The organism is Mycolicibacterium agri (assembly GCF_002553505.1).
GTDB classification, from domain to species: Bacteria; Actinomycetota; Actinomycetes; order Mycobacteriales; family Mycobacteriaceae; genus Mycobacterium; species Mycobacterium agri.
Genome location: NZ_PDCP01000089.1, coordinates 1 through 21175, shown reverse-complemented (window position 1 = coordinate 21175; position 21175 = coordinate 1). Strand labels below are relative to the sequence as shown.

General features: G+C 67.4%; 21 protein-coding genes. 13 read left to right on the top strand and 8 right to left on the bottom strand.

Annotated elements, in window-relative coordinates; translation table 11 throughout:
- Window positions 1-109 precede the first annotated feature (109 nt).
- Window positions 110-967, top strand: coding sequence for an SDR family oxidoreductase (locus tag CQY20_RS28645; protein WP_097943921.1), 858 nt, complete (start codon window positions 110-112; stop codon window positions 965-967).
- Window positions 968-1057: 90 nt separating this feature from the next.
- On the opposite strand, the gene CQY20_RS28640 is transcribed toward CQY20_RS28645, so the two are convergent.
- The 6 genes from CQY20_RS28640 to CQY20_RS28615 are packed head-to-tail and all read right to left on the bottom strand — an operon-like array spanning window position 1058 to window position 5213.
- Window positions 1058-1483 carry a hypothetical protein gene (locus CQY20_RS28640; RefSeq protein ID WP_097943919.1) on the bottom strand — a complete coding sequence of 142 codons (426 nt, stop codon included), beginning with the start codon at window positions 1481-1483 and terminating at the stop codon, window positions 1058-1060.
- Window positions 1484-2710: an O-succinylhomoserine sulfhydrylase gene (locus CQY20_RS28635; protein WP_097943917.1), complete on the bottom strand. Its 1227-nt coding sequence runs from the start codon at window positions 2708-2710 to the stop codon at window positions 1484-1486.
- On the bottom strand, window positions 2707-3120 hold the full coding sequence (locus CQY20_RS28630) for a rhodanese-like domain-containing protein (protein WP_097943915.1): 414 nt from the start codon (window positions 3118-3120) through the stop codon (window positions 2707-2709). The genes CQY20_RS28635 and CQY20_RS28630 overlap by 4 nt, the downstream gene beginning before the upstream one ends.
- Window positions 3121-3139: 19 nt before the next feature.
- Window positions 3140-3547: an Rv0361 family membrane protein gene (locus CQY20_RS28625; protein ID WP_097943929.1), complete on the bottom strand. Its 408-nt coding sequence runs from the start codon at window positions 3545-3547 to the stop codon at window positions 3140-3142.
- Between the two features lie 38 nt (window positions 3548-3585).
- Window positions 3586-4881 (bottom strand): formate-dependent phosphoribosylglycinamide formyltransferase, encoded by a 1296-nt coding sequence (gene purT / locus CQY20_RS28620; RefSeq protein WP_097943913.1) that lies wholly within the window; start codon window positions 4879-4881, stop codon window positions 3586-3588.
- A 23-nt stretch (window positions 4882-4904) separates the two neighbouring features.
- A complete protein-coding gene (locus tag CQY20_RS28615) occupies window positions 4905-5213 on the bottom strand; it encodes a UBP-type zinc finger domain-containing protein (RefSeq protein ID WP_097943927.1) in 309 nt (102 codons plus the stop codon).
- Between the two features lie 41 nt (window positions 5214-5254).
- Here CQY20_RS28615 and CQY20_RS28610 point away from each other — a divergent pair, with 41 nt between their 5' ends.
- Both CQY20_RS28610 and CQY20_RS28605 read left to right on the top strand, forming a co-directional pair.
- On the top strand, window positions 5255-6838 hold the full coding sequence (locus CQY20_RS28610; RefSeq protein WP_097943911.1) for a Na+/H+ antiporter: 1584 nt from the start codon (window positions 5255-5257) through the stop codon (window positions 6836-6838).
- 111 nt (window positions 6839-6949) lie between these two features.
- Window positions 6950-8188, top strand: a complete 1239-nt coding sequence (locus CQY20_RS28605) for a glycosyltransferase (RefSeq protein WP_097943909.1) — start codon at window positions 6950-6952, stop codon at window positions 8186-8188.
- On the opposite strand, the gene CQY20_RS28600 is transcribed toward CQY20_RS28605, so the two are convergent.
- Complete coding sequence (locus tag CQY20_RS28600; protein WP_097943925.1) at window positions 8142-8618, bottom strand: MarR family winged helix-turn-helix transcriptional regulator; 477 nt, start codon at window positions 8616-8618, stop codon at window positions 8142-8144. The genes CQY20_RS28605 and CQY20_RS28600 overlap by 47 nt on opposite strands.
- Window positions 8619-8683: 65 nt before the next feature.
- Between CQY20_RS28600 and CQY20_RS28595 the strand changes: the two genes are divergently transcribed.
- The 4 genes from CQY20_RS28595 (at window position 8684) to CQY20_RS28580 (ending at window position 12883) form a co-directional block, all read left to right on the top strand.
- A complete protein-coding gene (locus tag CQY20_RS28595) occupies window positions 8684-10663 on the top strand; it encodes an MMPL family transporter (protein WP_097943907.1) in 1980 nt (659 codons plus the stop codon).
- Between the two features lie 82 nt (window positions 10664-10745).
- On the top strand, window positions 10746-11480 hold the full coding sequence (locus tag CQY20_RS28590; RefSeq protein WP_097943923.1) for an alpha/beta fold hydrolase: 735 nt from the start codon (window positions 10746-10748) through the stop codon (window positions 11478-11480).
- A gap of 9 nt (window positions 11481-11489) precedes the next feature.
- A complete protein-coding gene (locus CQY20_RS28585) occupies window positions 11490-12695 on the top strand; it encodes a cytochrome P450 (RefSeq protein ID WP_097943905.1) in 1206 nt (401 codons plus the stop codon).
- On the top strand, window positions 12692-12883 hold the full coding sequence (locus tag CQY20_RS28580; protein ID WP_097943903.1) for a ferredoxin: 192 nt from the start codon (window positions 12692-12694) through the stop codon (window positions 12881-12883). The genes CQY20_RS28585 and CQY20_RS28580 overlap by 4 nt, the downstream gene beginning before the upstream one ends.
- 6 nt (window positions 12884-12889) lie before the next feature.
- Here the strand turns inward: CQY20_RS28580 and CQY20_RS28575 are convergent, their stop codons facing one another.
- Window positions 12890-14440 (bottom strand): PucR family transcriptional regulator, encoded by a 1551-nt coding sequence (locus CQY20_RS28575; RefSeq protein WP_163700942.1) that lies wholly within the window; start codon window positions 14438-14440, stop codon window positions 12890-12892.
- 143 nt (window positions 14441-14583) lie between these two features.
- Here CQY20_RS28575 and CQY20_RS28570 point away from each other — a divergent pair, with 143 nt between their 5' ends.
- The 6 genes from CQY20_RS28570 to CQY20_RS28545 all read left to right on the top strand — a co-directional run bounded on the left by CQY20_RS28570 (window position 14584) and on the right by CQY20_RS28545 (window position 21071).
- Window positions 14584-15822 (top strand): ABC transporter substrate-binding protein, encoded by a 1239-nt coding sequence (locus tag CQY20_RS28570; RefSeq protein WP_097943899.1) that lies wholly within the window; start codon window positions 14584-14586, stop codon window positions 15820-15822.
- 146 nt (window positions 15823-15968) lie between these two features.
- Window positions 15969-16838, top strand: coding sequence for a branched-chain amino acid ABC transporter permease (locus CQY20_RS28565; RefSeq protein WP_163700945.1), 870 nt, complete (start codon window positions 15969-15971; stop codon window positions 16836-16838).
- Window positions 16835-17824 carry a branched-chain amino acid ABC transporter permease gene (locus CQY20_RS28560; protein ID WP_097943895.1) on the top strand — a complete coding sequence of 330 codons (990 nt, stop codon included), beginning with the start codon at window positions 16835-16837 and terminating at the stop codon, window positions 17822-17824. The genes CQY20_RS28565 and CQY20_RS28560 overlap by 4 nt, the downstream gene beginning before the upstream one ends.
- Window positions 17821-19398 (top strand): ATP-binding cassette domain-containing protein, encoded by a 1578-nt coding sequence (locus tag CQY20_RS28555; RefSeq protein ID WP_163700948.1) that lies wholly within the window; start codon window positions 17821-17823, stop codon window positions 19396-19398. The genes CQY20_RS28560 and CQY20_RS28555 overlap by 4 nt, the downstream gene beginning before the upstream one ends.
- Window positions 19399-19423: 25 nt before the next feature.
- Entirely contained in the window at window positions 19424-20317 is an 894-nt protein-coding gene (locus CQY20_RS28550; RefSeq protein ID WP_097943891.1) for an arginase family protein, read from the top strand.
- A gap of 1 nt (window position 20318) precedes the next feature.
- Window positions 20319-21071 carry an aspartate/glutamate racemase family protein gene (locus tag CQY20_RS28545; protein WP_097943889.1) on the top strand — a complete coding sequence of 251 codons (753 nt, stop codon included), beginning with the start codon at window positions 20319-20321 and terminating at the stop codon, window positions 21069-21071.
- Window positions 21072-21175 lie beyond the last annotated feature (104 nt).

The window sequence follows — 21175 nt, the reverse complement described above, 5'->3', positions numbered from 1 at the left end:
CCCCAAAACCCCACCACAACCCACACCTGTGGATGAAATTACGACTGTGGATAACTCCAAGCTCGCGCCGGCTTCCACCCAAAACTTGACACCTGTAAAGTTTGGCGGCATGAGAGCAATCAGTGGCAAGACCATCGCGATCACCGGCGCCGCCCGCGGCATCGGCTTCGCCACCGCCAAGGCGCTGCTGGTCCGCGGCGCTCGGGTTGTCATCGGCGATCGTGACGTTGCGTTTCAAGAGAATGCCGTGGCCAACCTGAGCAAGCTCGGCCCGGTCTCGGGCTATCCGCTCGACGTCACCGACCGCGAATCGTTCGCCACCTTCCTCGACAAGGCCCGCACCGACGGCGGCGGCCACATCGACGTTCTGATCAACAATGCGGGCGTCATGCCGATCGGCCCCTTCCTCGAGCAGACCGAGCAGTCGATCCGGTCATCGATCGAGGTCAATCTCTACGGCGTGATCACCGGTTGTCAGCTGGCTCTGCCCGACATGGTCGCCAGGCGCACCGGCCACATCATCAACATCGCCTCGCTGTCAGGACTGATCCCGGTGCCAGGGCAGGTGGTCTACGTCGGCGCGAAGTTCGGCGTGGTCGGCCTGTCCGCAGCGCTGGCCGACGAAGTCGCCCCGCACGGCGTCGACGTCTCGGTAATCATGCCGCCGTTCACCAACACCGAGCTGATCTCGGGCACCAAGTCCGGCGGCGCCATCAAACCCGTCGAGCCCGAGGACATCGCCAAGTCCGTCGTCAAGACTTTGGAAAAGCCGAAAACCCATGTCTCCGTGCCGACTCCGCTGCGCTTCACCGCACAGGCCGCGCAGATGCTCGGCCCGCGTGGACGTCGCTGGCTCAACAAGAAACTCGGCCTCGACACGGTGTTCCTCGACTTCGACCGCACAACGCGCCAAAGCTACGAGCAGCGCGCGCAGGCCGCACAAGGCGTCGTCGAAGACAAGAGCTAGCGACGCTGATTATTTCGCAAAGGGCTGTAGCGGCTGCCGAATCACAACCCTCAGCACTGCAATTTCACGCCTGACGCCACATCAAGGCGCCTATCCAGTGTCGAACTGCGGTAGCGGGTCCCCGAGTCGATACCCCTCGATAGGGTCGAGGTAATCGAAGAGCTCGTCAAGTCCGAACTGGTAGTCGACGTCAGTTCCGACCAGAACCACGTGCGCGATCTCGCCGCCCTCGGCTTCGATGAGCGCGACCATGGTCGCGGCCGTCACCTCGTCAGGATCCTCGACCTCTGCCGCAGATGGCGGCCAGTACCAGATGACGCCGACATCGTCGTCGAAGTCCACGTCGAAGATCCAACCGCGTTCGGTCAACCGCGCATCGAATTCCTCGAGGCCTGCCACGACTTCGTCGAGCCGTTCGTCGAGTCCCTCCAGAGCTTCGTCGGGTAACCAGGTCGCGTTCTTAGCGGCTCGCCGCTTGTTGCGGCGGGCCTTCTTCGCCTCGGAGCGCCGCGACACCTAACTCAGGGCCTGATCCAAATCGTTGATCAGATCGTCAGTTCCCTCCAGCCCCACCGAGATTCGAACAACACCGTCGCCGAGACCGATCGCGGCGCGCCCCTCCGGACCCATCGCGCGGTGCGTAGTGGTGGCGGGATGGGTGATCAACGACTTGGCGTCGCCGAGGTTGTTCGAGATGTCGACGATCTGCAGCTTGTCCAGCACCTCGAAGGCGCGTTCCTTGGTGCCGCCCTTCAGCTCGAACGTGACAACCGTACCGCCGCCGGTCATCTGACGCTTCGCAAGGTCATACTGCGGATGGGATTCCAGGAACGGGTAGCGCACCCAGTTGACCGCGGGGTGGTTTTCCAGGAACTGCGCGATGCGCATCGCCGAGTCATTGCTGTACTGAACCCGAACAGCCAGCGTCTCAAGGCCTTTTAACAGGACCCACGCGTTGAACGGGCTCAACGCCGGGCCGGTGTGTCGCATCAGCTTCTGCACCGGCTCGTCGATGTATTGCTTGTCGCCGAGGATCGCGCCGCCGAGCACCCTGCCCTGCCCGTCGATGTGCTTGGTGCCGGAGTACACCACCACGTCCACCCCGAGCGGAAAACCCTGCTGCAGAATGGGTGTGGCGAACACGTTGTCCAGCACCACTTTTGCGCCCGCAGCGTGCGCCATCTCGCACACGGCCGCGATGTCGACCAGCGACTGCATCGGGTTGGACGGGGTCTCGAAGAACACCGCCTGGGTCGGCTTGGAAAGCGCCTTCTCCCACTGGGATAGGTCGTCGCCGTCGACGAACTCGGTTTCCACGCCCCAGCGCGGCAGGATCTCGTTGCACACCACGAAGCACGACCCGAACAGGCTGCGCGCCGCGACCAGCCGGTCACCGGCGCCCAGCAGCGCTCCAAGCGACGTGAATACCGCGGCCATGCCCGTCGCGGTCGCGAACGCCGCGGGCGCGCCCTCGATCAGCCGCAGCCGCTCCTCGAACATCGAGATCGTCGGGTTGCCGTAGCGCGAGTAGACGTACCGGTCGATTTCGCCGGTGAACGCCTTCTCCGCCTCGGCCGCGCTCGGATAGACGTAGCCCGATGTCGGGAAGATCGCTTCGGCGGTCTCCTCGAAGCCCGACCGGAGCAGGCCGCCCCGCACGCCGATCGTGGCCTGGCTGACGCCGTCGGGCAATTCGGCCGGGGTGCGCACCGACGGCTTCTCGCCGCCTGAGTTCGAGGTCATGATTGCTTCCAAGGCAGGCCGACGGCTTTCCAGCCGGTAGATCCGCGGTGTTTGTTCTCGTCGAGGTGCCCCTCGAAGCCGTCGAGCACGTTGTACGCCGGCGCGATGCCCGCCTCGGTGGCCGCCTCGGCCGCGCCGATGGACCGGTTGCCGGACCGGCAGAGAAACACCACCGGGCGCTCGCCCGGCGTGACGCCCGCGGCGACGAGATCGTCGACGAAATGCTCGTTCTTGGTGCCGTCTGTGCGATTCCACTCGATGAAGACGACCTCGCGCGCCAGGCTCGTCAGGTCAGGCACACCGACGAAGCGCCATTCGGCCTCCGTGCGACAGTCCACGAGCACGGCCTGGGGATCATCGTTGAGCAACTTCCAGGCCTCTTCAGGCGTGATGTCTCCGGCGTAGCTCACGATCGCGAGTGTCCCACACCTAACTGGGACCGGTCGAACAGACCTTCCATGCCCCATCCTCGCGGACGAACGTCATCGGCACCGGCTTCTTGTCGTCCGGCGCCTTGTCGAAATGATAAGTCACCGTGGCGGTCGCGCGGTCGCCGTCGATCTTCACATCGGTGACGTCGTCGACGAACCGGGCGCCCCGCTTGGCCGACGAATCACGTTGGCGGGCAATCACCTCTGCCTCGGAGCCACGCTCCTTCCCGCACGTGAAGCTCGCATAGTCGGCGAAGTTCTCGCGTTGCAACGCGTCGTTCTGGCCGACTGCGGCCCGAGCGACCCGCTGATCCTCGGGCGTGCGGTCACCCTGGAAGAGGTTGAACAACCAAATTCCGATCAGGACGATCCCAGCTATCGCCAGAGCGCCCAGAAACGGGGCCATCGTCGGCCTGGCGGCGTCTTCGTCGTCGTCCGGCACGGCTACCAGAGTTTGCGCAGCACGCCGGTCACCCGGCGCACCCTGTCCCTCGCGGTCACCACATCCGGCGCCGTCGCCAACGCCAAGCCGAGTCGACGCCGCGGATCGCTCTCGTCGGGCCGGTTGAACAACCGCACGTCGCTCTCGGCGACGGCGAGCGCGTCGGCCAGCGCCGCGGTGACATTCCCCGGTGCGATCTCGGTCGGCACCGAGTCGGCACCGGCGTAGGTGACCTCGGCGGCGCCCGGCGAAATCATGATGGTGTCGACGTGCATGCCCAGGATCGCACGCGCATGCAATTCGAACTCCGAAAGGCGTTGCGAGCGAAGCGTTACCAGGCCGGTGTCCTGCGGGCGGGTGCGGACGTCGGAGAAGTACACCTCGTCGCCGCGCACCAGCAGTTCGACGCCGAACACCCCGCGGCCGCCGAGCGCGTTGACGATGCGCGCCGCGATCGACTTCGCGACGTCCAGCGCGGCGGGTGTCATCTGCTGCGGCTGCCACGCCTCCAGCACATCCCCGTCGCCCTCCCGGTGGCCGATCGGCTCGCAGAAGTGCAGCGCCGGGCCCGTCGGACCGGTGGTGCGCACCGTGAGCAGCGTGATCTCGTAGTCGACCTCGACGACCGTCTCCGCCAGCACCCTGTTCTGCGGTGTCCGGCCCGCCGCGATAGCCCGCTGCCAGGCCGGCTCGACGTCCTCGAGGCGCAGCAGCACCGACTGCCCCTCACCGCGCATGCCCGCGACAGGCTTGACCACCAACGGGAAGCCCGCGTGCTCGGCCACCGCGGTGAGTTCCTCGACCGACCCGGCGAACCAGAACGGCGCGGTGGGCAGACCCAGTTCGTCGGCGGCCAGCCGCCGCAGGCCCTCGCGGTCCTGCGTCATCCGCACGCTGCGCGGCGACGGGAACACCTCGAGGCCACGTTCGGCAGCGGCGATCAGCGCGTCCACCGCGATCCCGCCCGACTCGGCGACCACATAAAGCGGATCAGCGCGATCGATGATCGCGGTGAGCGCCTCGGCGTCGTTCATCTTGACCACGGCGGACCGGTCGGCCACGCCGTGCGCCGGCGCGTTCGCATACCGGTCGACGGCGATGACTTCGCGGCCGAGCCGTTGAAACGCCCACGCCAACTCCCGGCTCAACTCGCCCGAGCCGAGCAGCATCACGGCGCTTCGAGCGGCGCTTCCAGCAGCGCTCCCATCGGCGGATTGATCGGCGGGCCGCTCCGGTTGCGCCTCGGCCGCCTCGGCGGGCGTGTCCTCGGGTTCGGGTGACTCGGTGGTTTCAGTCATTGCCCGTCAAGACTGCCAGATGATCATCCGACCCGGACGTCGATGTAACACCATCGCCAAGCCTCGCCCGGCTCGACGGAACGCATGACCGGATGACCTGTGCGGCGGAAGTGTTCGCTGGCGTGTTGGTACGGGCTGGAGTCACAACAGCCGACATGGCCGCACGTCAGACACATCCGCAGATGAGCCCACGTGTTGATGCCCAGCTCGGCGCATTCCTGGCACTGCCCGGGAGTAATCGGCTCGGGTTCGGTGGTTACTGCCGAAAGGTGCGGGCATGCGTTCGACGCCGCAGATGCGCGTGCGCGGCGCGCCCGTGATCTCCTGAGCATGTCCACCAAGGATAAGTACGCCCGGTGAGGAGGTTCCAAGCGTGCAGGGGTCGTTGCTCGCGGTGCTCGTGCTGTCGGTGCTGCTGGCCGGGCTGGCGCGCCGCTTCAACCTGTCGGCTCCGCTGGGCCTCGTCGTCGCCGGCCTTGCCATCAGCACAATTCCCGGCTTCACCAACATCGAGCTGGACCCCGAGCTGGTGCTCTATGTCCTGCTGCCGCCGCTGCTGTGGTCGGCGGGGCTGGAGAGCAGCTACATCGGCCTGAAGAGAAACATCGGGCCGATCGGGCTGCTCGCGGTCGGCCTGCCGTTGGCGACGACGTTCGCGGTCGGGTTCGTCGCCTACCAGACGGTGCCCGAGGTGACGGTCGCCGCCGGGCTGACCCTTGGTGCGATCGTGGCGCCGCCGGATGCGGTGTCGGCGACGGCGGTGGGCCGCAAGCTCGGGCTGCCCCGTGGGGTGATGACGCTGCTCGGCGGCGAAAGCCTGCTCAACGACGCCACCGCGCTGACGGCCTACAAGGTCGCCCTCGCCGCGGCCATCGGCACCTCCGCCAGCTGGGGCACCGGCCTGGTCACCTTCGCGTTGGCCGCGGGTGTCGGCGTCGCGGTCGGGATCGTGCTCGGCTCCACGATCGCCTACATCCGGGCGCGACTGGACGACCCACTCGTGGAAAGCGCGCTGGGACTGGTCGCGCCGTTCGTCATCTACCTGGCCGCCGAGGAGATGCGCGGCTCGGGGGTGCTGGCAGTGGTGGTCGCGGCGCTCATCCTCGGCCAGCGCTCCTTCCACGCCGGCTACCAGACCCGGCTGCAGGACGTCGCGGTGTGGAAGGCCTTTCAGTTGGTGCTCGAGTCGTTCGCGTTTCTGCTGATCGGCCTGCAGCTGCCGACCGTGGTCGGCGAGCTGAAAGGCATCCCAGCGCTGGTCATCATCGTCTCGTCGGCGGCGGTGTTCATGACGGTGCTGCTGGTACGGATCGTCTGGATGTACGCGTTCGCCTACCTGCCGAGGTTGGGACCGCGTCGCGCCGACGAATCACCCCCGAGCCATGCGCAGGTCTTCGTCGTCGCATGGGCGGGGATGCGCGGGGTGGTTTCGCTGGCGGCCGCCTTCGCCGTGCCGATCACGACGCTCTCGGGCGAACCCTTTCCCGGCAGGCCCCACATCGTGTTCCTGACCTTCGTGGTCGTGATCGGCACGCTGCTGCTTCACGGGCTGACGCTGCCATGGCTGATTCGGCGGCTCGGGGTGCAGGGCGACGACGCCCGCAGCGACGCGATCGCCACGGCCGCCGCGCAGGAGAAGGCCGCACAGGCCGCAGCCGACCGGCTCGAGGAGCTGCTGGCCGATCCGGCCACCTCCGATGTCGACGAGCGCGCCGCAGATGTATTGCGCGCGTGGAACATTCGGCGTCGCAACTCGGCGTGGGAACGTCTCGGCCGCGACGCGGACGAGATCGGCGAGAGCCCGACTTCGACATTCCGGCGACTGCGACTGGAGATGCTGGCCGCCGAACGCGCGACGTTCATTGCCGAACGCGACGCGGGCAACATCGACGACGAGGTGCTGCGGAGTGTGCTACACGGGCTGGATCTCGAGGAAGCGACGCTCAACCAGAGCTAACCGGGAGTCATAATCCCTTCCACTTTCAACATATAGCGCATAGGGGGGCTTGCGGCAAGACCCCGGTGATGCCCCAGAATCGCTGGCTCAAGCCGAAATTGGGGGTGCCATATGCGTGTGCTGTTGTCGTCGTGGGGATCGCGCGGTGACGTCGAACCGTTGATGGGGCTGGCGTTCGAGTTGCGCAAGACCGGTGTGGACGTATCGATCTGCGCTCCACCGGATTTCGCCGACCTGGCCGCACGCGTCGATGTGCCGTTGATTCCGATGGGACAGTCGCTGCGCGAATTGCTGCACGGCGAGAAGCCGTTGACGTCGGCGGACGCGCCGCGCACCGCGGCCAATCTGGTGGCCATGCAGTTCGAGACAGTGGGCGCGGCCGCCGAGGGCTGCGACGCGATCGTGGCGACGGGTTTGATGCCCGCCGGCGTGCGGTCGATCACCCAGTTGCTCGACATCGCCTATGTGTGCGTGACGTTCACGCCGCGGGTCATCCCGTCGCCGGAATATGCACCGCTGCCGCGGCCGGGCAGGCCGTTCCAGCCCGGTGAGACCGACAACCGCGCGCTGTGGGATGTGGACGCAGAGCGGGTAAATGCCCTGTACCGTGACCCACTCAACGCCCAGCGCGCCGCGCGTGACCTGCCGCCGGTCGACGACGTCCGCGACCACGTCCTCACCCGCCGCCCGTGGCTGGCGGCCGACCCGGTCCTCGCGCCCCTGCAGGGCTCCTTCGGCTTCGATGTCGTGCAGACCGGCGCCTGGATCCTGCCCGACGAGCGCCCGCTGCCCGACGACCTGGTCGCGTTCCTGGACGTGGGCGCGCCGCCGGTATTCGTCGGTTTCAGCAGCGTGCGGGTGCCCGCCGGCGTCGAAGCGGTGGCGATCCAGGCGATCCGCAGGCACGGCCGCCGCATCGTGCTCGGCCGCGGCTGGGCCGACCTGGGGCTGGTCGACGACGGGGACGACTGCTTCGCCGTCGGCGAGGTCAACCAGCAGGCGCTGTTCCGCCGGGTCGCGGCCGTCGTTCACCACGGCGGCGCCGGCACCACGACGACGGCCGCCTGCGCCGGGGTCCCGCAGGTGGTCGTCCCGCAGATCGCCGACCAGCCGTACTGGGCGAGCCGGGTGGCCGACCTCGGCATCGGCGCCGCCCACGACGGGCCGGACCCGACGGTCGACTCGCTGGCCGCAGCGTTGCGGACCGCGTTTGCGCAGACGACGCGGGCCCGCGCGGCGGACGTGGCGCGCGAGATCCGCAGGGATGGGGCGGCGGTGGCGGCCCGACGGCTGGTCGAGGAGATCACGACTCGTCGAGCCGGGCGCGAAACGCCTGCATCGCCGCGATGATCGCGGTGAAGGTGCGGTGCGCGGCGTCGAGGTCACGGTCGGTCAACGACGCCAGCTCGCGGTGGCTGTGTTCGGCCAGCGGCGTGAAAAAGCCTCGGGCGACGACCATTCCGTTGTCGTCCACCCGCAGGATGACCTTGCGGCGATCGGAGGGGTGCGGCTCGCGTCGGAAGTGACCGGAGGCGATCATCCGCTCGACGAGGTAGGTGATCGCCGCCCCCGACATCCCCATGCGTGTCCGCAACTCGCCCGCGGTGAGCGGCGATCCGGATGTCTCGGCGACCATCACGTGCAGCAGCGCGCGAAAGTCGTTGGCGGCGACGTCATGCCGCGATGCGAAGTGCCTGCCGATCTGATCGGACTCGGCCGAAAGGGCCCGCACGTCGGCCGCGATCAGCGACTCCAGCGTGGCGCGGTCGGGCTTGGGCACGCGGCCCAGCATAGCGCCTGGATGTTAATTTGCTTAATTGTTAAGAATCTGAAAGGTTAGCGGGCATGAGTGGACGCTTCTCCTGGGTGCTGGCGCTCGCCATCGTCGTCGTCTCAGCGGCGTTGATGGGTCTGATCGGCAGCGACAGCTCCAGCGAGCAGTCCCCGGTGCCCGTACCCACCGACGCGGAATCGGCTAGGGCCGACGCACTTCGGGCGCAGCTGCCCGGTGGTGATCAATCACCGGCGATCCTGGTCGTCACCCGCCGTGACGGCGCGGAGCTGACGCCCGCCGACCTCGGCGCGATCAAGCAACAGCCCGTCGTGGTGTCCGAAGATCGACGGGCCGCGGTCGCGACCGCACAGCTCGACGCCGACCTGTCCGGGTTCGCGCTCACCGACGCGGTCACCGAACTGCGCGAGCAGGCCGCTGCGGAGATTCCCGACAACCTGCGCGTCGAGGTCACCGGCGGCCCCGCGTTCGGCGCCGACATCGCCAACTCGTTCTCCGGGGCCAACATCACACTGCTCGCCGTCACCGCGACGGTGGTGGCGCTGCTGCTGATCGTCACCTACCGATCTCCGGTGCTGTTTCTGGTGCCGCTCGCGGTGATCGGGTTCGCCGACCGCGTCGCGGCCGTGCTCGGTAGCGCCATCGCAAACGCCGTCGGGATGACGCCGGACGGGTCGACGTCCGGGATCACCAGCGTGCTGGTGTTCGGCGCGGGCACCAACTACGCGCTGCTGCTGATCTCGCGCTATCGAGAAGAGTTGGGCCGCACCGACAATCACCGTGACGCGCTCGCGGTGGCGGTGCGTCGGGCCGGCCCGGCGATCGTCGCGAGCAACGCCACCGTCGTGCTGGCGCTGCTGACACTGGTGCTCGCGTCGTCGCCGAGCACCCGCAGCCTCGGCGTGCAGGCCGCGTCGGGCCTGATCGTGGCGGCGGTGTTCGTGCTTCTGGTGCTGCCGCCGCTACTGGCCCTGTTCGGCCGCCGGTTGTTCTGGCCGTTCATCCCGCAGGTCGGCGCGAAACAGCTGACCGACACCGGTGTTTGGCACCGCATCGCCGACGGGGTGGCGCGCAGGCCTGCCGGGGTCGCGACGGTGGCCGTCGCCGCCCTGCTACTGCTCTGCACCGGGCTGTTGTCCACACCCGTCGGCCTGTCGCAAACCGAGCAGTTCCGTGTGCAGGCGGAGTCGGTCAGCGGATACCAGACGCTGGCCGACCACTTCCCCAGCGGCATGACCGACCCCACCCGCGTCATCGCGCCCAGCGACAAGGCCGCGCAGATCGAGCAGGCGATCACGTCGACGCCGGGCGTGGTGTCGGCGAACCCGGCAGGCCCACCCGCCGACGGGATGACGCAGTGGGCGGTGGTGCTGCGCGCCGAACCCGCATCCGACGAGGCATTCGAAACCATTGACACACTCCGGGATTCGGTGCACCAGGTGGACTCCGACGCGCTGGTCGGTGGGTCCGACGCGCAGGCCCGCGACGCCAACGCGGCCGCATCGCGGGACCGGCTCGTCGTCATTCCCGCGATCCTTGCCGTGGTGCTCGTCGTCCTCTATGTGTTGCTGCGCTCGGCGCTCGCGCCGCTGATCCTGGTCGCGGTCACGGTGCTCAGCGCCGTCGCCGCGCTCGGCCTCGGCGGGTGGGCCAGCGTGCACCTGTTCGGCTTCCCCGCCCTGGACAACACGGCGCCGCTGTTCTCGTTCCTGTTTCTCGTCGCGCTCGGCGTGGACTACACGATCTTCCTCGTCACCCGCGCCCGCGAGGAAACCCCCGAGTACGGCACCCGGCAGGGCATCGTGCGCGCGGTGTCGGCCACCGGCGCCGTCATCACCAGCGCGGGCATCGTGCTGGCCGCGGTGTTCTGCGTTCTCGGGGTGCTGCCGCTGATCGTGCTCACCCAGGTCGGCATCATCGTCGGGCTCGGCATCCTGCTGGACACCTTCGTCGTACGCACCGTGATCCTCCCCGCGCTGTTCACCCTGATCGGGCCGCGCATCTGGTGGCCCGCACTGCGCGCCGAGCGCTAACGTCGCAGCGGTGGGAGACGTCCGCGTCAAAACGGCGCTCGGCACAGTGCGGGTGCAGGACCTCGGCGCCGGCGAGCCGATCATGTTCTGGCCCAGCCTGCTGATGACTGGCGACATGTGGGCGGCCCAGGCGCGACACTTCGCCGACCGTCGGCGCGTCATCCTCGTCGACCCGCCGGGCCACGGACAGAGCGAAAAACTCACCAAGACGTTCGAGTTCGCCGACTGCGCTCGCTGCGTCGTCGACATCCTCGAAGTGCTCGAGATCGAGCGGACCCATTTCGTCGGCAACTCGTGGGGCGGCATGATCGGCGGCACGTTCGCCGCGACGTATCCGAACCGCATCGGCAACGCAGTGTTGATGAACTGCACCGCTTCACCGGCAAGCGCGCGGCAGAAATTCGAGTACGGAGCGCTGCTGCGCCTGGCGAAGCTTCTCGGCGGGGTCAGGCCGCCACTGACGCGCTCGGTGCTCAAGGCGTTCCTCGGGCCGACGACCTTCACCACCCGACCCGATGTGGTGGCGTCCGTGCGCAAGACGGTGGAGGCGGTCGACATCGGTTCGGCCGCATGGGCGGTGCGCAGCGTGGTGCCCGCCCGGCCCGACCAGCGTTCGCTCTTCGCGAACATCTCCACGCCGGTGTTGGTGGTGGCAGGCACGGAAGACGCCACCTTCCCGCTGCCCGAGACCATCGCGATGGTGCAGGCAATCCCCGATGCGGCGGTGGCAGTGCTGGAAGGAGTCGCCCACCTCGCCGGGCTGGAGAACCCGCCGCTGGTGAACAAACTGATCGAGGAGTTCGTTTTCCGCGCGTAGCGTCGAGTCATGACCGAAGCGCCGGAGTTGCCGCCCCTGCACATGCGCCGCGACACGTTCAGCCCGATTCCCGCGCTGGGCGAGATCCGCGAAGGGCCTGGCATCCGGGAGTTCACCAACGCGTTCGGCATGAGGTCGTTTCTGGTCACCCGCCACGATGACATCAAGGCGGTGCTCTCTGACCACGAGCGGTTCTCCAACGAGCGGCCGGTGGGCTTCGCGGGGCAGGCCGCACAGCAGCCGTCCGAAGAAGAAGCGGCCGCCGCGCGGGCAGGCAATCTGCTGGGCCTCGACCCGCCCGAGCACTCGCGGCTACGCCGCATGCTGACACCGGAGTTCACCATCCGGCGGATGAAGCGCATCGAGTCGCGCATCGTCGAGATCGTCGACGCGCAGCTGACAGAAATGAAAAATGCAGGCGCACCAATCGATTTGGTGGAGAACTTCGCTCTGCCGATCCCGTCGCTGGTGATCTGTGAGCTGCTCGGCGTGCCGTACGACGACCGCAAGGACTTCCAGCGCCGCAGCGTGCGGCAGTTGGACTTCTCGGTGCCGATACCCGAGCGGATCGAACTGCAACGGCAGGGCCGCGCCTACATGACCACCCTGGTCGCGCGGGCGCGGCAGCACCCCGGCGACGACATCCTCGGCATGCTGATCCGCGAGCACGGCGACGAATTGACCGACGACGAGCTGATCGGCGTGGCCGGCCTGCTCCTGCTCGCCGGGCACGAAACCACCTCGAACATGCTGGGGCTCGGCACGCTCGCGCTGCTGCGCCACCCCGAACAACTCGCGGTGGTGCGCGACGACCCCGACGCTATCGGCCCCGCCATCGAGGAGTTGCTGCGCTGGCTATCGGTTGTGCAGACCGCGATTCCGCGAATCGCCACCGCCGACGCCGAGATCGCGGGCGTCACGATACCGGCAGGCACTCTGGTGTTCGCGTCGCTGCCGTCGGGCAATCGCGACCCCGAGTTCATCGAGTCCCCCGAGGACCTCGACATCCGCCGCGGCGCGCCCGGCCATCTGGCGTTCGGCCACGGCGTGCACCACTGCCTCGGCGCGCCGCTGGCCAGGATGGAGATGCGCATCGCGTTCCCCGCCCTGTTGCGCAGATTCCCGAATCTCAGGCTGGCCGAGGACTTTTCGGATGTCCAGTTCCGCAGCTGGAACTTCATCTACGGGCTGAAGTCATTGGAGGTGAGCTGGTGAAGGTGAAGGCCGACCGCGAGGTCTGCATCCAGGCGGGCAACTGCGTGATGGTCGCCGACACGCTGTTCGACCAGGACGACGACGGCATCGTGGTGGTGCTCGTCGACGACATTCCCGAAGAGCAACAGGACAAGGCCCGCGAAGCGGTCACGCTGTGCCCGTCGCAGGCACTTTCGATCGAGGACTGAACACCGTCACTGCTCTATGTTGGTGCCACGCGCCAACAGCGCGAACCACAAGCCCATCCTGACGCCCGGCGATTTCAGGTCGAGCCCCAGTTGCTTCTCGATGACACCGATCCGCTTGACCAGTGTCTGCCGGTGCACGGCGAGTTGGTCAGCGGCACGCTCCCAGTTGCCGTTGTGCCGCAGGAACGCGGTGAGCGAGTCCGTATACCGCGCACCGAGATTGCGGTCGAGATCGTCGAGCGGAGCAAGGATCACGTCGCACACCGACGACAACTTGTCGGGCGGCACCACCCCGATGATGAAGTCGTACATGGTCAGTTCGGTGAACGACGCGGTCGGCGCGCGCCGGGTCGTGAGGGCGTGCGAGAGCGCCAGTTGCGCTTGTTTGACGCCGAGCGGCAGATCGCGCAACGGCACCGCGGTGCTCACGCCGATCGCGGCGCCGGCCTGGCCGAAACGCCGTGGAAGCGACCGCAATTCGCGCTCGCTGACGACATGTTCCTGCACGATGATCGTGTACAGGCCTGACGCCTCCCCGTCGGTCACCGTCACGTTGGGGATCTCGCCCTCGGAGAACACGTCGTGTACCCGCTGCGCCACGGCCTCGCCTCGCTTCCCCGGACGGTACAGGCGGGCAACACGTAGCTGCTTGCGCGCATCGAGGCCGAGGCCGGCGGCGGCCCGTTCGCGCTGACCGGGCAGCGCTTCCTCGTGCAGGATGAAGGTACCCAGAACATCTGCCACCGCGGCCCGCTGCGGCGAAAGGCTCATGGTCTGCTCGGTCTCGATCGACAGAAGCGTGACGGCGCCACCGATGACGACCCTGTCGAATGCGTCGAATGGTTTGTCCTTGCCGACCAACAGCATCCGCCTCACATGCCCACGTGCGCCGAGGGGATGGATGGTCGTCGTCGCACCCGTCTCGTCGCCGACGGACACCACGCTCGCGGTGGCATGCACGCGCACGAGGTCCGGCATGAACTTGGCGATGCCTCGCGCCGCCCGCGCGGGAGCCGCCTCGACCACCTTGCCGGTCGCGGTGGTGACGGCCGCCCATCCGGACACCAGCGACGAGAGCAGGCGCAGCACCTCGGATCGACCCGAGTCGGTCAAGGCCGCCTGCGTCAGTTGCCGCTGGGCCTCGAAGGCGCGCTGGATCGTGCTGTACTGCTCGGCGGCGAGCTGGGCCGAGACAAACTCGGAGATCAGCACATAGGGCGTGTCGATCGGCACTTCGAGCACCGGCAGGCCCCGCTCCTCGGCCGTCTCGAGAAATGCCTGTGGCACCGCCTCGTGCATCCCGACGAATTCGGACCCCGTCCCAAACCCGACGCCTGCGATCCCGTGATCGGCGAGCCGCGCGACGTATTCGCGAATGGCGTCGTCGGCCGAGAGCCGCAGGCCCGTGGTGAGCAGGAACTCGCCACCCTTCAGCCACGGCGTCGGATCGAGGATCTCGCTGACGTGCACCCATCTGATGGGTGTGTCGAGCGCCCGCGCGCCCGCGAGGCAGGTGAGGTTCGCCTCTTCCAACTCGACGAGAGACCGGACCGTCACCGCCATGAGCATCCCTTGAGGATCATCCCTGCAGTATCCAAAGTCGTGAATCTCGTGTCGAGAAATCGACAAACCTGCGGTGGCGTACCTCGTGCACCACGTCTAACTTCTAAACACCAACGGCGACCCCGAGGAGAACCGGAATGTCCCCACGCGCACTGACGGGTCTAGCGATCCTGGCGTCGGCTGTCCTGGCGCTAGGCGGTTGTGCGGTCGAGCAAGATGAAAGTGCACAAGGCGGCGACGAGCTGCGCCTCGGCTGGCTTCTGCCGCAGACCGGACCCATTTCGAGCCTCGGGGCCCCGCAGATCGCCGCGCTCGAGCTGGCCGCACAGGATATCAACGGTGCCGGCGGCGCCAACGGCATGCAGGTGTCGTTCAGCGGCGGCGACGAAGCCGGGGATCCCGCCGTTGCCGGGCAGGCGGTCGATCGACTTCTCGCCGAAGGCGTGCCGGCGATCATCGGCGCCGGCTCGTCGTCGATCTCGCTGAGCGTCGTCGACAAGATCACCGGGGCCCAGGTCGTGCAGTGCTCCGGCATGAACACCGCACCGGAGCTCAGCGACTACCCCGACGACGGCTACTACTTCCGCACCGTTCCCCCGGACACGCTGCAGGGCGCCGTCCTTGCCCGGCAGATGGCCGACGACGGTGCGAAGCGGGTGGCGATCATCGCGCGCAGCGACTCCTACGCCACCGGAATCGCGGACGCGACAGCGGCGGCACTCGAGGCCAACAACATCGAACTGCTTGCGCGCGTGGACTACGACCCGAACGCCCAGAACCTGGACGCAGAGGTCAGGACCGTCGCCGCGGCCCGGCCAGACGCCATCGTGATGTTCTCCTTCGACGAGGGGGCCAAGATCCTGCAGGGGCTGATCCAGAACGGCGCCGGACCTGCCACCACCAAGCTCTACGGCACCGACGCCATGCCCATCGCCTCGCTCGCCGAGTCGGTCGATCCGGCGAATCCCGCCGTGCTGCAAGGGATGACCTTCACCCAGGCGTCATCGGGCGAGGGCACACCGTTCACCGAGCGGCTTCTGGGGACCAACCCCGAACTCGAGACCACCGCCTTCACACCGTACTTCTACGACTGTGCGGTGCTCATCGCGCTGGCCACGGAAAAGGCCGGGTCGGCCGACCCGACGGTTTTCGCCAAGGAAATCGTCGGGCTGACCAACGGCGACACCGAGTGCACGACCTACGAGCAATGCAAGGGACTTCTCGGCGAGGGCAAGAGCATCGCGTACGCCGGTGCTGCGGGGGCCCTCAACTTCAGCGATGTGGGGGAACCGACTACGGGTCTCTACGACATCCTCGTGATGCAGCCCGACGGCACGACCAAGACCGCGAAAACCGTTCGCGAGCCCCAGCAGTAACCGTTGTGACAGCGCAAGTCGACGAGAAGGTCGCAACGGCGGCGGGCGCCGCGCGGAGCCAGCGGCGTCGCGTCGTCGCCGTCGCCGGAAGCGCTGTCGGATTGGCAGTCTTGGTGTTTGGTGTGCTGCAGCGCGGAGCAACGCCTGTGCTGCAGACCGTCGTAGACGGTTCCAGGCTCGGCCTCGCCCTCGCCTTGATCGGTGTCGGGTTGTCGTTGATCTATGCGACGACAGGGATTTTCAACTTCGCGCAGGGTGAGTTCGCCACCCTCGGTGCTGCGGTCACCCTGTGGCTGAACACTGCTCTCGGCCTGCCCGTGATTGCCGCCGCCGTCATCGCGGTCGCCGTCGCCGGCCTCGCCGGGCTGTCGAGCGAGCGCGTGCTGTGGCGTCCGCTGCGTGCGCGGCGTGTCGACACCATCAGCGCGCTCGTCGTGGCGATCGGCCTCGGGCTCGCGTTGCGCAGCCTGTTCCTTGCGCTGATGGGCGGCAGCACCCATTCATACCGGGAATACTCGATCCAGAACCCCATCGACATCGCCGGGGTGTCGATCACGCCGAAGGCGCTGTGGAGTTGCATCGTCTGCCTGGCAGCGTTCGCCCTCCTCGGCTATTTCCTCAAGAAAACCCGTGCCGGACAGGCGATCCGGGCGGTTGCCGACGACAAGACGCTCGCCGCGGCTTCGGGCATCGCCGTCAACGCGCAACTGTCGCTGGTGTGGGCCATCGGCGGTGCGCTCGCCGCGCTCGGCGGCGTCCTCCTCGGCTTCGTGGAGCAGGTGCGCTGGGACATGGGCAACCAGGTGTTGCTACTCGTCATCGCCGGAGTCACGCTCGGCGGCCTCGGCACCGTCGCCGGCGCCGTCGTCGGCAGCGTTGTCGTCGGCATCGCGACGCAGGTGAGCACGCTCTGGCTGCCCGCCGAGCTGAAGTACGTCACCGCCCTTTTGCTGCTGGTGTTGATTCTGCTCGTTCGCCCGCAGGGCATCCTCGGACGGCGAGAGCGCCTCGGATGAACATCCTTCTCGACGCGCTGCGGACAGCGGTCGGTCCGACATGTGCCGCATACGCGCTCGGCGCGCTCGGCCTCAACCTCCAGTTCGGCTACGCCGGCCTGATCAATCTCGGCTTCGCCGGCTCGCTGGCAACGGGTGCGTACGGCCTGGCGATCACGGTGAGCCTCGGCGGCGGCTTCTGGCTCGGCATTCTGGTGGCCGTCGTCGCATCGTGCGCATTCTCGATGCTCGTCGCGCTGCCCACCGTGCGCCTTCGCGCGGATTACCTGGCCATGACCACCATCGCCGCGGCCGAGATCCTGCGGCTGGTGCTGCGGTCCAGCTGGGCGGCGCCCGTGACCGGCGGCGTGTACGGCAAACAGCGCTTCGCCAACGACTTCTACGCGTTGAACCCGTTGCCCGCCGCGAAGTATGCGCTCGGTCCCGTCATCGTCAGCGGCCGCACGCTGTGGCTGATGATCGTCGCCTGGTCACTGGTTGCGCTTGCGGCCATCGCGCTGCGGTTCATCGTCCGCAGCCCGTGGGGCCGCGTCGTCACCGCGATCCGCGAAGACGAGGTGCTCGCAACGTCTTTCGGCAAGAACGCGTTCGCCGTGAAGGTGCAGGTCATGGTCCTCGGCGGCGTTCTCGGCGCACTGGCGGGCGTGGTGCTGGCCGTCGACCAGCAGAACGTCAACCCCGACAGCTTCGGAGCGGCAACCACATTCCTGTTCTTCGCGATCGTGATCCTCGGCGGCCGTGCGCGGGCGTCGACGCCCATCACCGGCGCCATTGTGTTCTGGCTCATCCTTTCCGCCACCGACGGCGTGTTGCGTCAGGCAGCCGACCTGTCGGCGGCGGCGGGTGGATGGTTCGGTCAGGAACAGGCGGGAGCCGCGCGATACATCCTTGTCGGTTTGGCCCTGATGCTCGTCGTCGTGTTTCGTCCGCAGGGCTTCCTCGTCTCGCGCCGGGTACCCAACCGCGTTGCGGAGGTGACGGCGTGACTGCCGGTGCGCTCCTCGAGTTGAACGGCATCCGAAGGGCATTCGGCGGCGTGGTGGCAGTCGACGTCGACCACATCGCGGTCGCCCGGGCCAAGCTGACCGCGCTCATCGGGCCCAACGGCGCGGGAAAGTCCACGCTGTTCAACATCATTACCGGCTTCGAGAGCCACGACGCAGGCGCGTGGTCATTCGACGGTCACGACATCACCGGCATGCGCGCGCACCGCATCGCGCGCCTGGGCATGGTGCGTACCTTCCAGCTCACCCGTCTCATTCCCGGCACCACGGTGTTGGACAACATGCTGCTCGCCGCCCAGGGGCAAGCGGGTGAACGCCTCGGCCTGGCCGGGCTTCGCCGCGTGTGGCGATCACAGGAGCGGGCCGGCACCGAGCTCGCAGAACGGCTGCTCGAGCGCTTCCGCCTCGCCGACAAGAGGCACGAGGACGCCGCGGGCCTCTCCGGCGGGCAGCGTCGTCTGCTCGAGATGGCCAGAGCACTCATGGCCGAGCCGCGTGCACTACTGCTCGACGAGCCTCTCGCCGGAGTCAATCCCGCGCTGCGCGAGACGATCATGGCGCACCTGACGTCGTTGCGCGACGACGGCCTCACCATCCTGTTCATCGAACACGACATGGATGCCGTGATGGGCGTGAGCGATCACGTGATATGCCTTGCCGCGGGTCGAAAGATCGCCGAGGGCACGCCGACGGCTGTCGCCTCAGACCCCGCGGTGGTCGAAGCCTATCTCGGCAAAGGACATTCAGCCCCGAAGGAAACGGCCGGCCCCGTAAAGGTCACCGCGGTCACCGCCGACCACACCAAGCCGCAGACGGCCGCGACACGTCCGCAGCTGCTCATCGACAACGTCACCGCCGGTTACGTCACCGGCGCCCCGATCATTCGCGAGCTCAGCGCCGAGGTGAACGCCGGCGAGATCGTGGCGATCATCGGGCCCAACGGAGCCGGGAAATCGACACTGCTCAAGGCGGTGGCCGGCGTCGTCAACGTATCAGGTGGAACCATCGAGATCGGCGGCACGCGCATCGACGGTCTCGCCGCACATCAGCGGGTGGCGCACGGCCTCGGTTATGTTCCCCAGTCCGACAACGTCTTTGCCAGCCTCACGGTGTTGGAGAACCTGCGCATGGGCGGCTACCGCAGGCCCAACCAGGTACACAGTGCGGTCGAGTCGGTGCTCGATGTCTTCCCCGGGCTGTCGGGCATGCTCGGCGAGACTGCGGGGGCACTCTCGGGAGGTCAGCGCCAAATGGTGGCGATGGCGCGGGCGCTCGTGGGCGCACCCCGCGTGCTGCTGCTCGACGAACCGTCGGCGGGGCTGTCGCCGACCGCGCAGGAAGCCGCATTCGACCACGTTCGCACCATCGCCGCTACCGGGGTGGCGGTCTGCATCGTCGAACAGAACGCCCGCGAATGCCTGGCCATCAGCGACCGCGCCTACGTGCTCGAGCAAGGCCGGGTCGCGCTCACCGGTACAGGGCAGTCGCTTCTTTCCGACGACCGCGTGATCGACCTCTACCTGGGGTCGATGCGCAAGCCGTCTTCACGCCAATGATCCAGCCAGCTAGGAGAAAGCCCCTATGACCCACTCCATTACGACGAGGCAGTTCGACCTGATCGGCGCGCCGTTCGACGGCGCCGCGACGCTGGGCTGGCCAGGGTCGCGGTATGCGCCTGCAAAGATCCGCGAAGCGCTCGGCTGGATGACCATGCGGAACGAAGACGGCATGATCTATTCGCTCGACACAGGCGGGCTGATGGCAGCCGGGCCGGACCTCCTCGTCGACCGCGGCGACGTCGACGTGGTTCCCCACGACCTGATGACCACACTCGAGAACACCGCGGACGCTGTCGCCGATTCGGTACGCGCGGGCCGAGTGCCGGTGCTGCTCGGCGGCGACGACTGCCTGCTGTATGCGGGAGTCAAAGGACTCCACGACGCGGTGGACGGCTCTGTCGCGGTGATCCACTTCGACGCACACCTCGACCTGATGGATCACAATGTGCGCCAAGGCAGTTACAGCCAGTCCAGTGGAATGCGGCGGGCCCTCGAACTCGACCGGGTGAATCCTGAGCACACCATCCAACTCGGCCTGCGCCACTTCAACTTTCCCACCTCCCTGGCGTTCATCAACGAGGCAGGCCCGGCGCAGATCACCGCGCTGGAATTCGACAGGATCGGGGTCGAGGCCGCCGTGGATCGCATCCTCGACCGGATCCGCGACGCCGACCACGTCTATTTCAGTTTCGACATCGATGTCGTCGATCCCGCTTACGCACCTGGCGCCGGTGCTCACGAACCGGGTGGGATCACTTCGCGGCAGGCCATCGAACTCGTCAAAGCACTTGCGCCGCAATGCGACGGATTCGGTGTCACCGAGGTCAACCCGCTCAAGGACCACCACGACATGACCGCCAACCTGGCCGCATACCTGTGCTATTACTTCGCGGTCTTTGGTGCGGAGAAGGCCTGACATGACATCCGATATGGTCTATCGGCGTCGGCCGGGTGCGGTTTCCTACGGACACCCGCTCGGCATCGTCATGCTGGATTTCGACTCCCCGTTCATCCCGGGTGACATGGGCAATGCGTCGACGTTCGAGCATCCCGTGATCTACCAGCGGGTGCCCGATCTGAGCGTGTCGGCGATCCTGGCCGACACCGAAGGGAAGTTCGAGGCCGCAGTGATCGCGGCGGCCGAACACCTCGCCTCCCAAGGCGCCCAGACGATTTCGAGCAACTGCGGCTTCATGATCCGCTACCAGGCGGCGGTGGCCGATGCCCTCGGCAGCGTGCCGGTTGCCCTCTCCAGCCTGCTTCAGCTGCCACTGATCTCATCGACCTTGTCGACGCGGTCCACCATCGGCATCATCACGGCGGACGCGTCGGTGCTCACCGAACAGTTCGTGCGCGAGCATGTTCCAGGCGTGCGGCAGCGGATTGCCATCGCGGGCCTGGAAACCGCACCCAGCTTCCGGCGCACCATGTTCGACGGCGCCGACACCCTCGATTCGGCGGCGATCGCCGCCGAGACAACCGGCGCCGCAGCCGAGCTGTGCAGCGCCCATCTCGATCTCGGCGCCATCCTCCTCGAATGCGCCGCGCTGCCCGCTTATGCGCAGGAGGTTCAGCGGGCCGCGCACGGTCTTCCCGTCTACGACTTCACCACGCTGACATCGCTCACCGTCGGGGCGCGCACACGGATGCCGTTCACGGGTTTCTTCTGACCGCAACTATCAGCCGACAACGAAAGGAGATTCTCAATGACGTTGTCAAGCGGCCGCAGCAGTAGTTGTGGGCTGGTAGACGGCGTGGTCGCGGAGCATTGCCC

What these genes read in the sequence shown, in the direction of transcription:
- CQY20_RS28625 (WP_097943929.1), bottom strand. Translation starts at nt 3,547, where the DNA reads ATGGCCCCGTTTCTGGGCGCTCTGGCGATAGCTGGGATCGTCCTGATC.
- CQY20_RS28615 (WP_097943927.1), bottom strand. Translation starts at nt 5,213, where the DNA reads ATGCTCAGGAGATCACGGGCGCGCCGCGCACGCGCATCTGCGGCGTCG.
- CQY20_RS28645 (WP_097943921.1), top strand. Translation starts at nt 110, where the DNA reads ATGAGAGCAATCAGTGGCAAGACCATCGCGATCACCGGCGCCGCCCGC.
- CQY20_RS28560 (WP_097943895.1), top strand. Translation starts at nt 16,835, where the DNA reads ATGAACATCCTTCTCGACGCGCTGCGGACAGCGGTCGGTCCGACATGT.
- CQY20_RS28605 (WP_097943909.1), top strand. Translation starts at nt 6,950, where the DNA reads ATGCGTGTGCTGTTGTCGTCGTGGGGATCGCGCGGTGACGTCGAACCG.
- CQY20_RS28545 (WP_097943889.1), top strand. Translation starts at nt 20,319, where the DNA reads ATGACATCCGATATGGTCTATCGGCGTCGGCCGGGTGCGGTTTCCTAC.
- CQY20_RS28590 (WP_097943923.1), top strand. Translation starts at nt 10,746, where the DNA reads ATGTTCTGGCCCAGCCTGCTGATGACTGGCGACATGTGGGCGGCCCAG.
- CQY20_RS28550 (WP_097943891.1), top strand. Translation starts at nt 19,424, where the DNA reads ATGACCCACTCCATTACGACGAGGCAGTTCGACCTGATCGGCGCGCCG.
- CQY20_RS28585 (WP_097943905.1), top strand. Translation starts at nt 11,490, where the DNA reads ATGACCGAAGCGCCGGAGTTGCCGCCCCTGCACATGCGCCGCGACACG.
- CQY20_RS28595 (WP_097943907.1), top strand. Translation starts at nt 8,684, where the DNA reads ATGAGTGGACGCTTCTCCTGGGTGCTGGCGCTCGCCATCGTCGTCGTC.
- CQY20_RS28635 (WP_097943917.1), bottom strand. Translation starts at nt 2,710, where the DNA reads ATGACCTCGAACTCAGGCGGCGAGAAGCCGTCGGTGCGCACCCCGGCC.
- CQY20_RS28570 (WP_097943899.1), top strand. Translation starts at nt 14,584, where the DNA reads ATGTCCCCACGCGCACTGACGGGTCTAGCGATCCTGGCGTCGGCTGTC.
- purT (WP_097943913.1), bottom strand. Translation starts at nt 4,881, where the DNA reads ATGACTGAAACCACCGAGTCACCCGAACCCGAGGACACGCCCGCCGAG.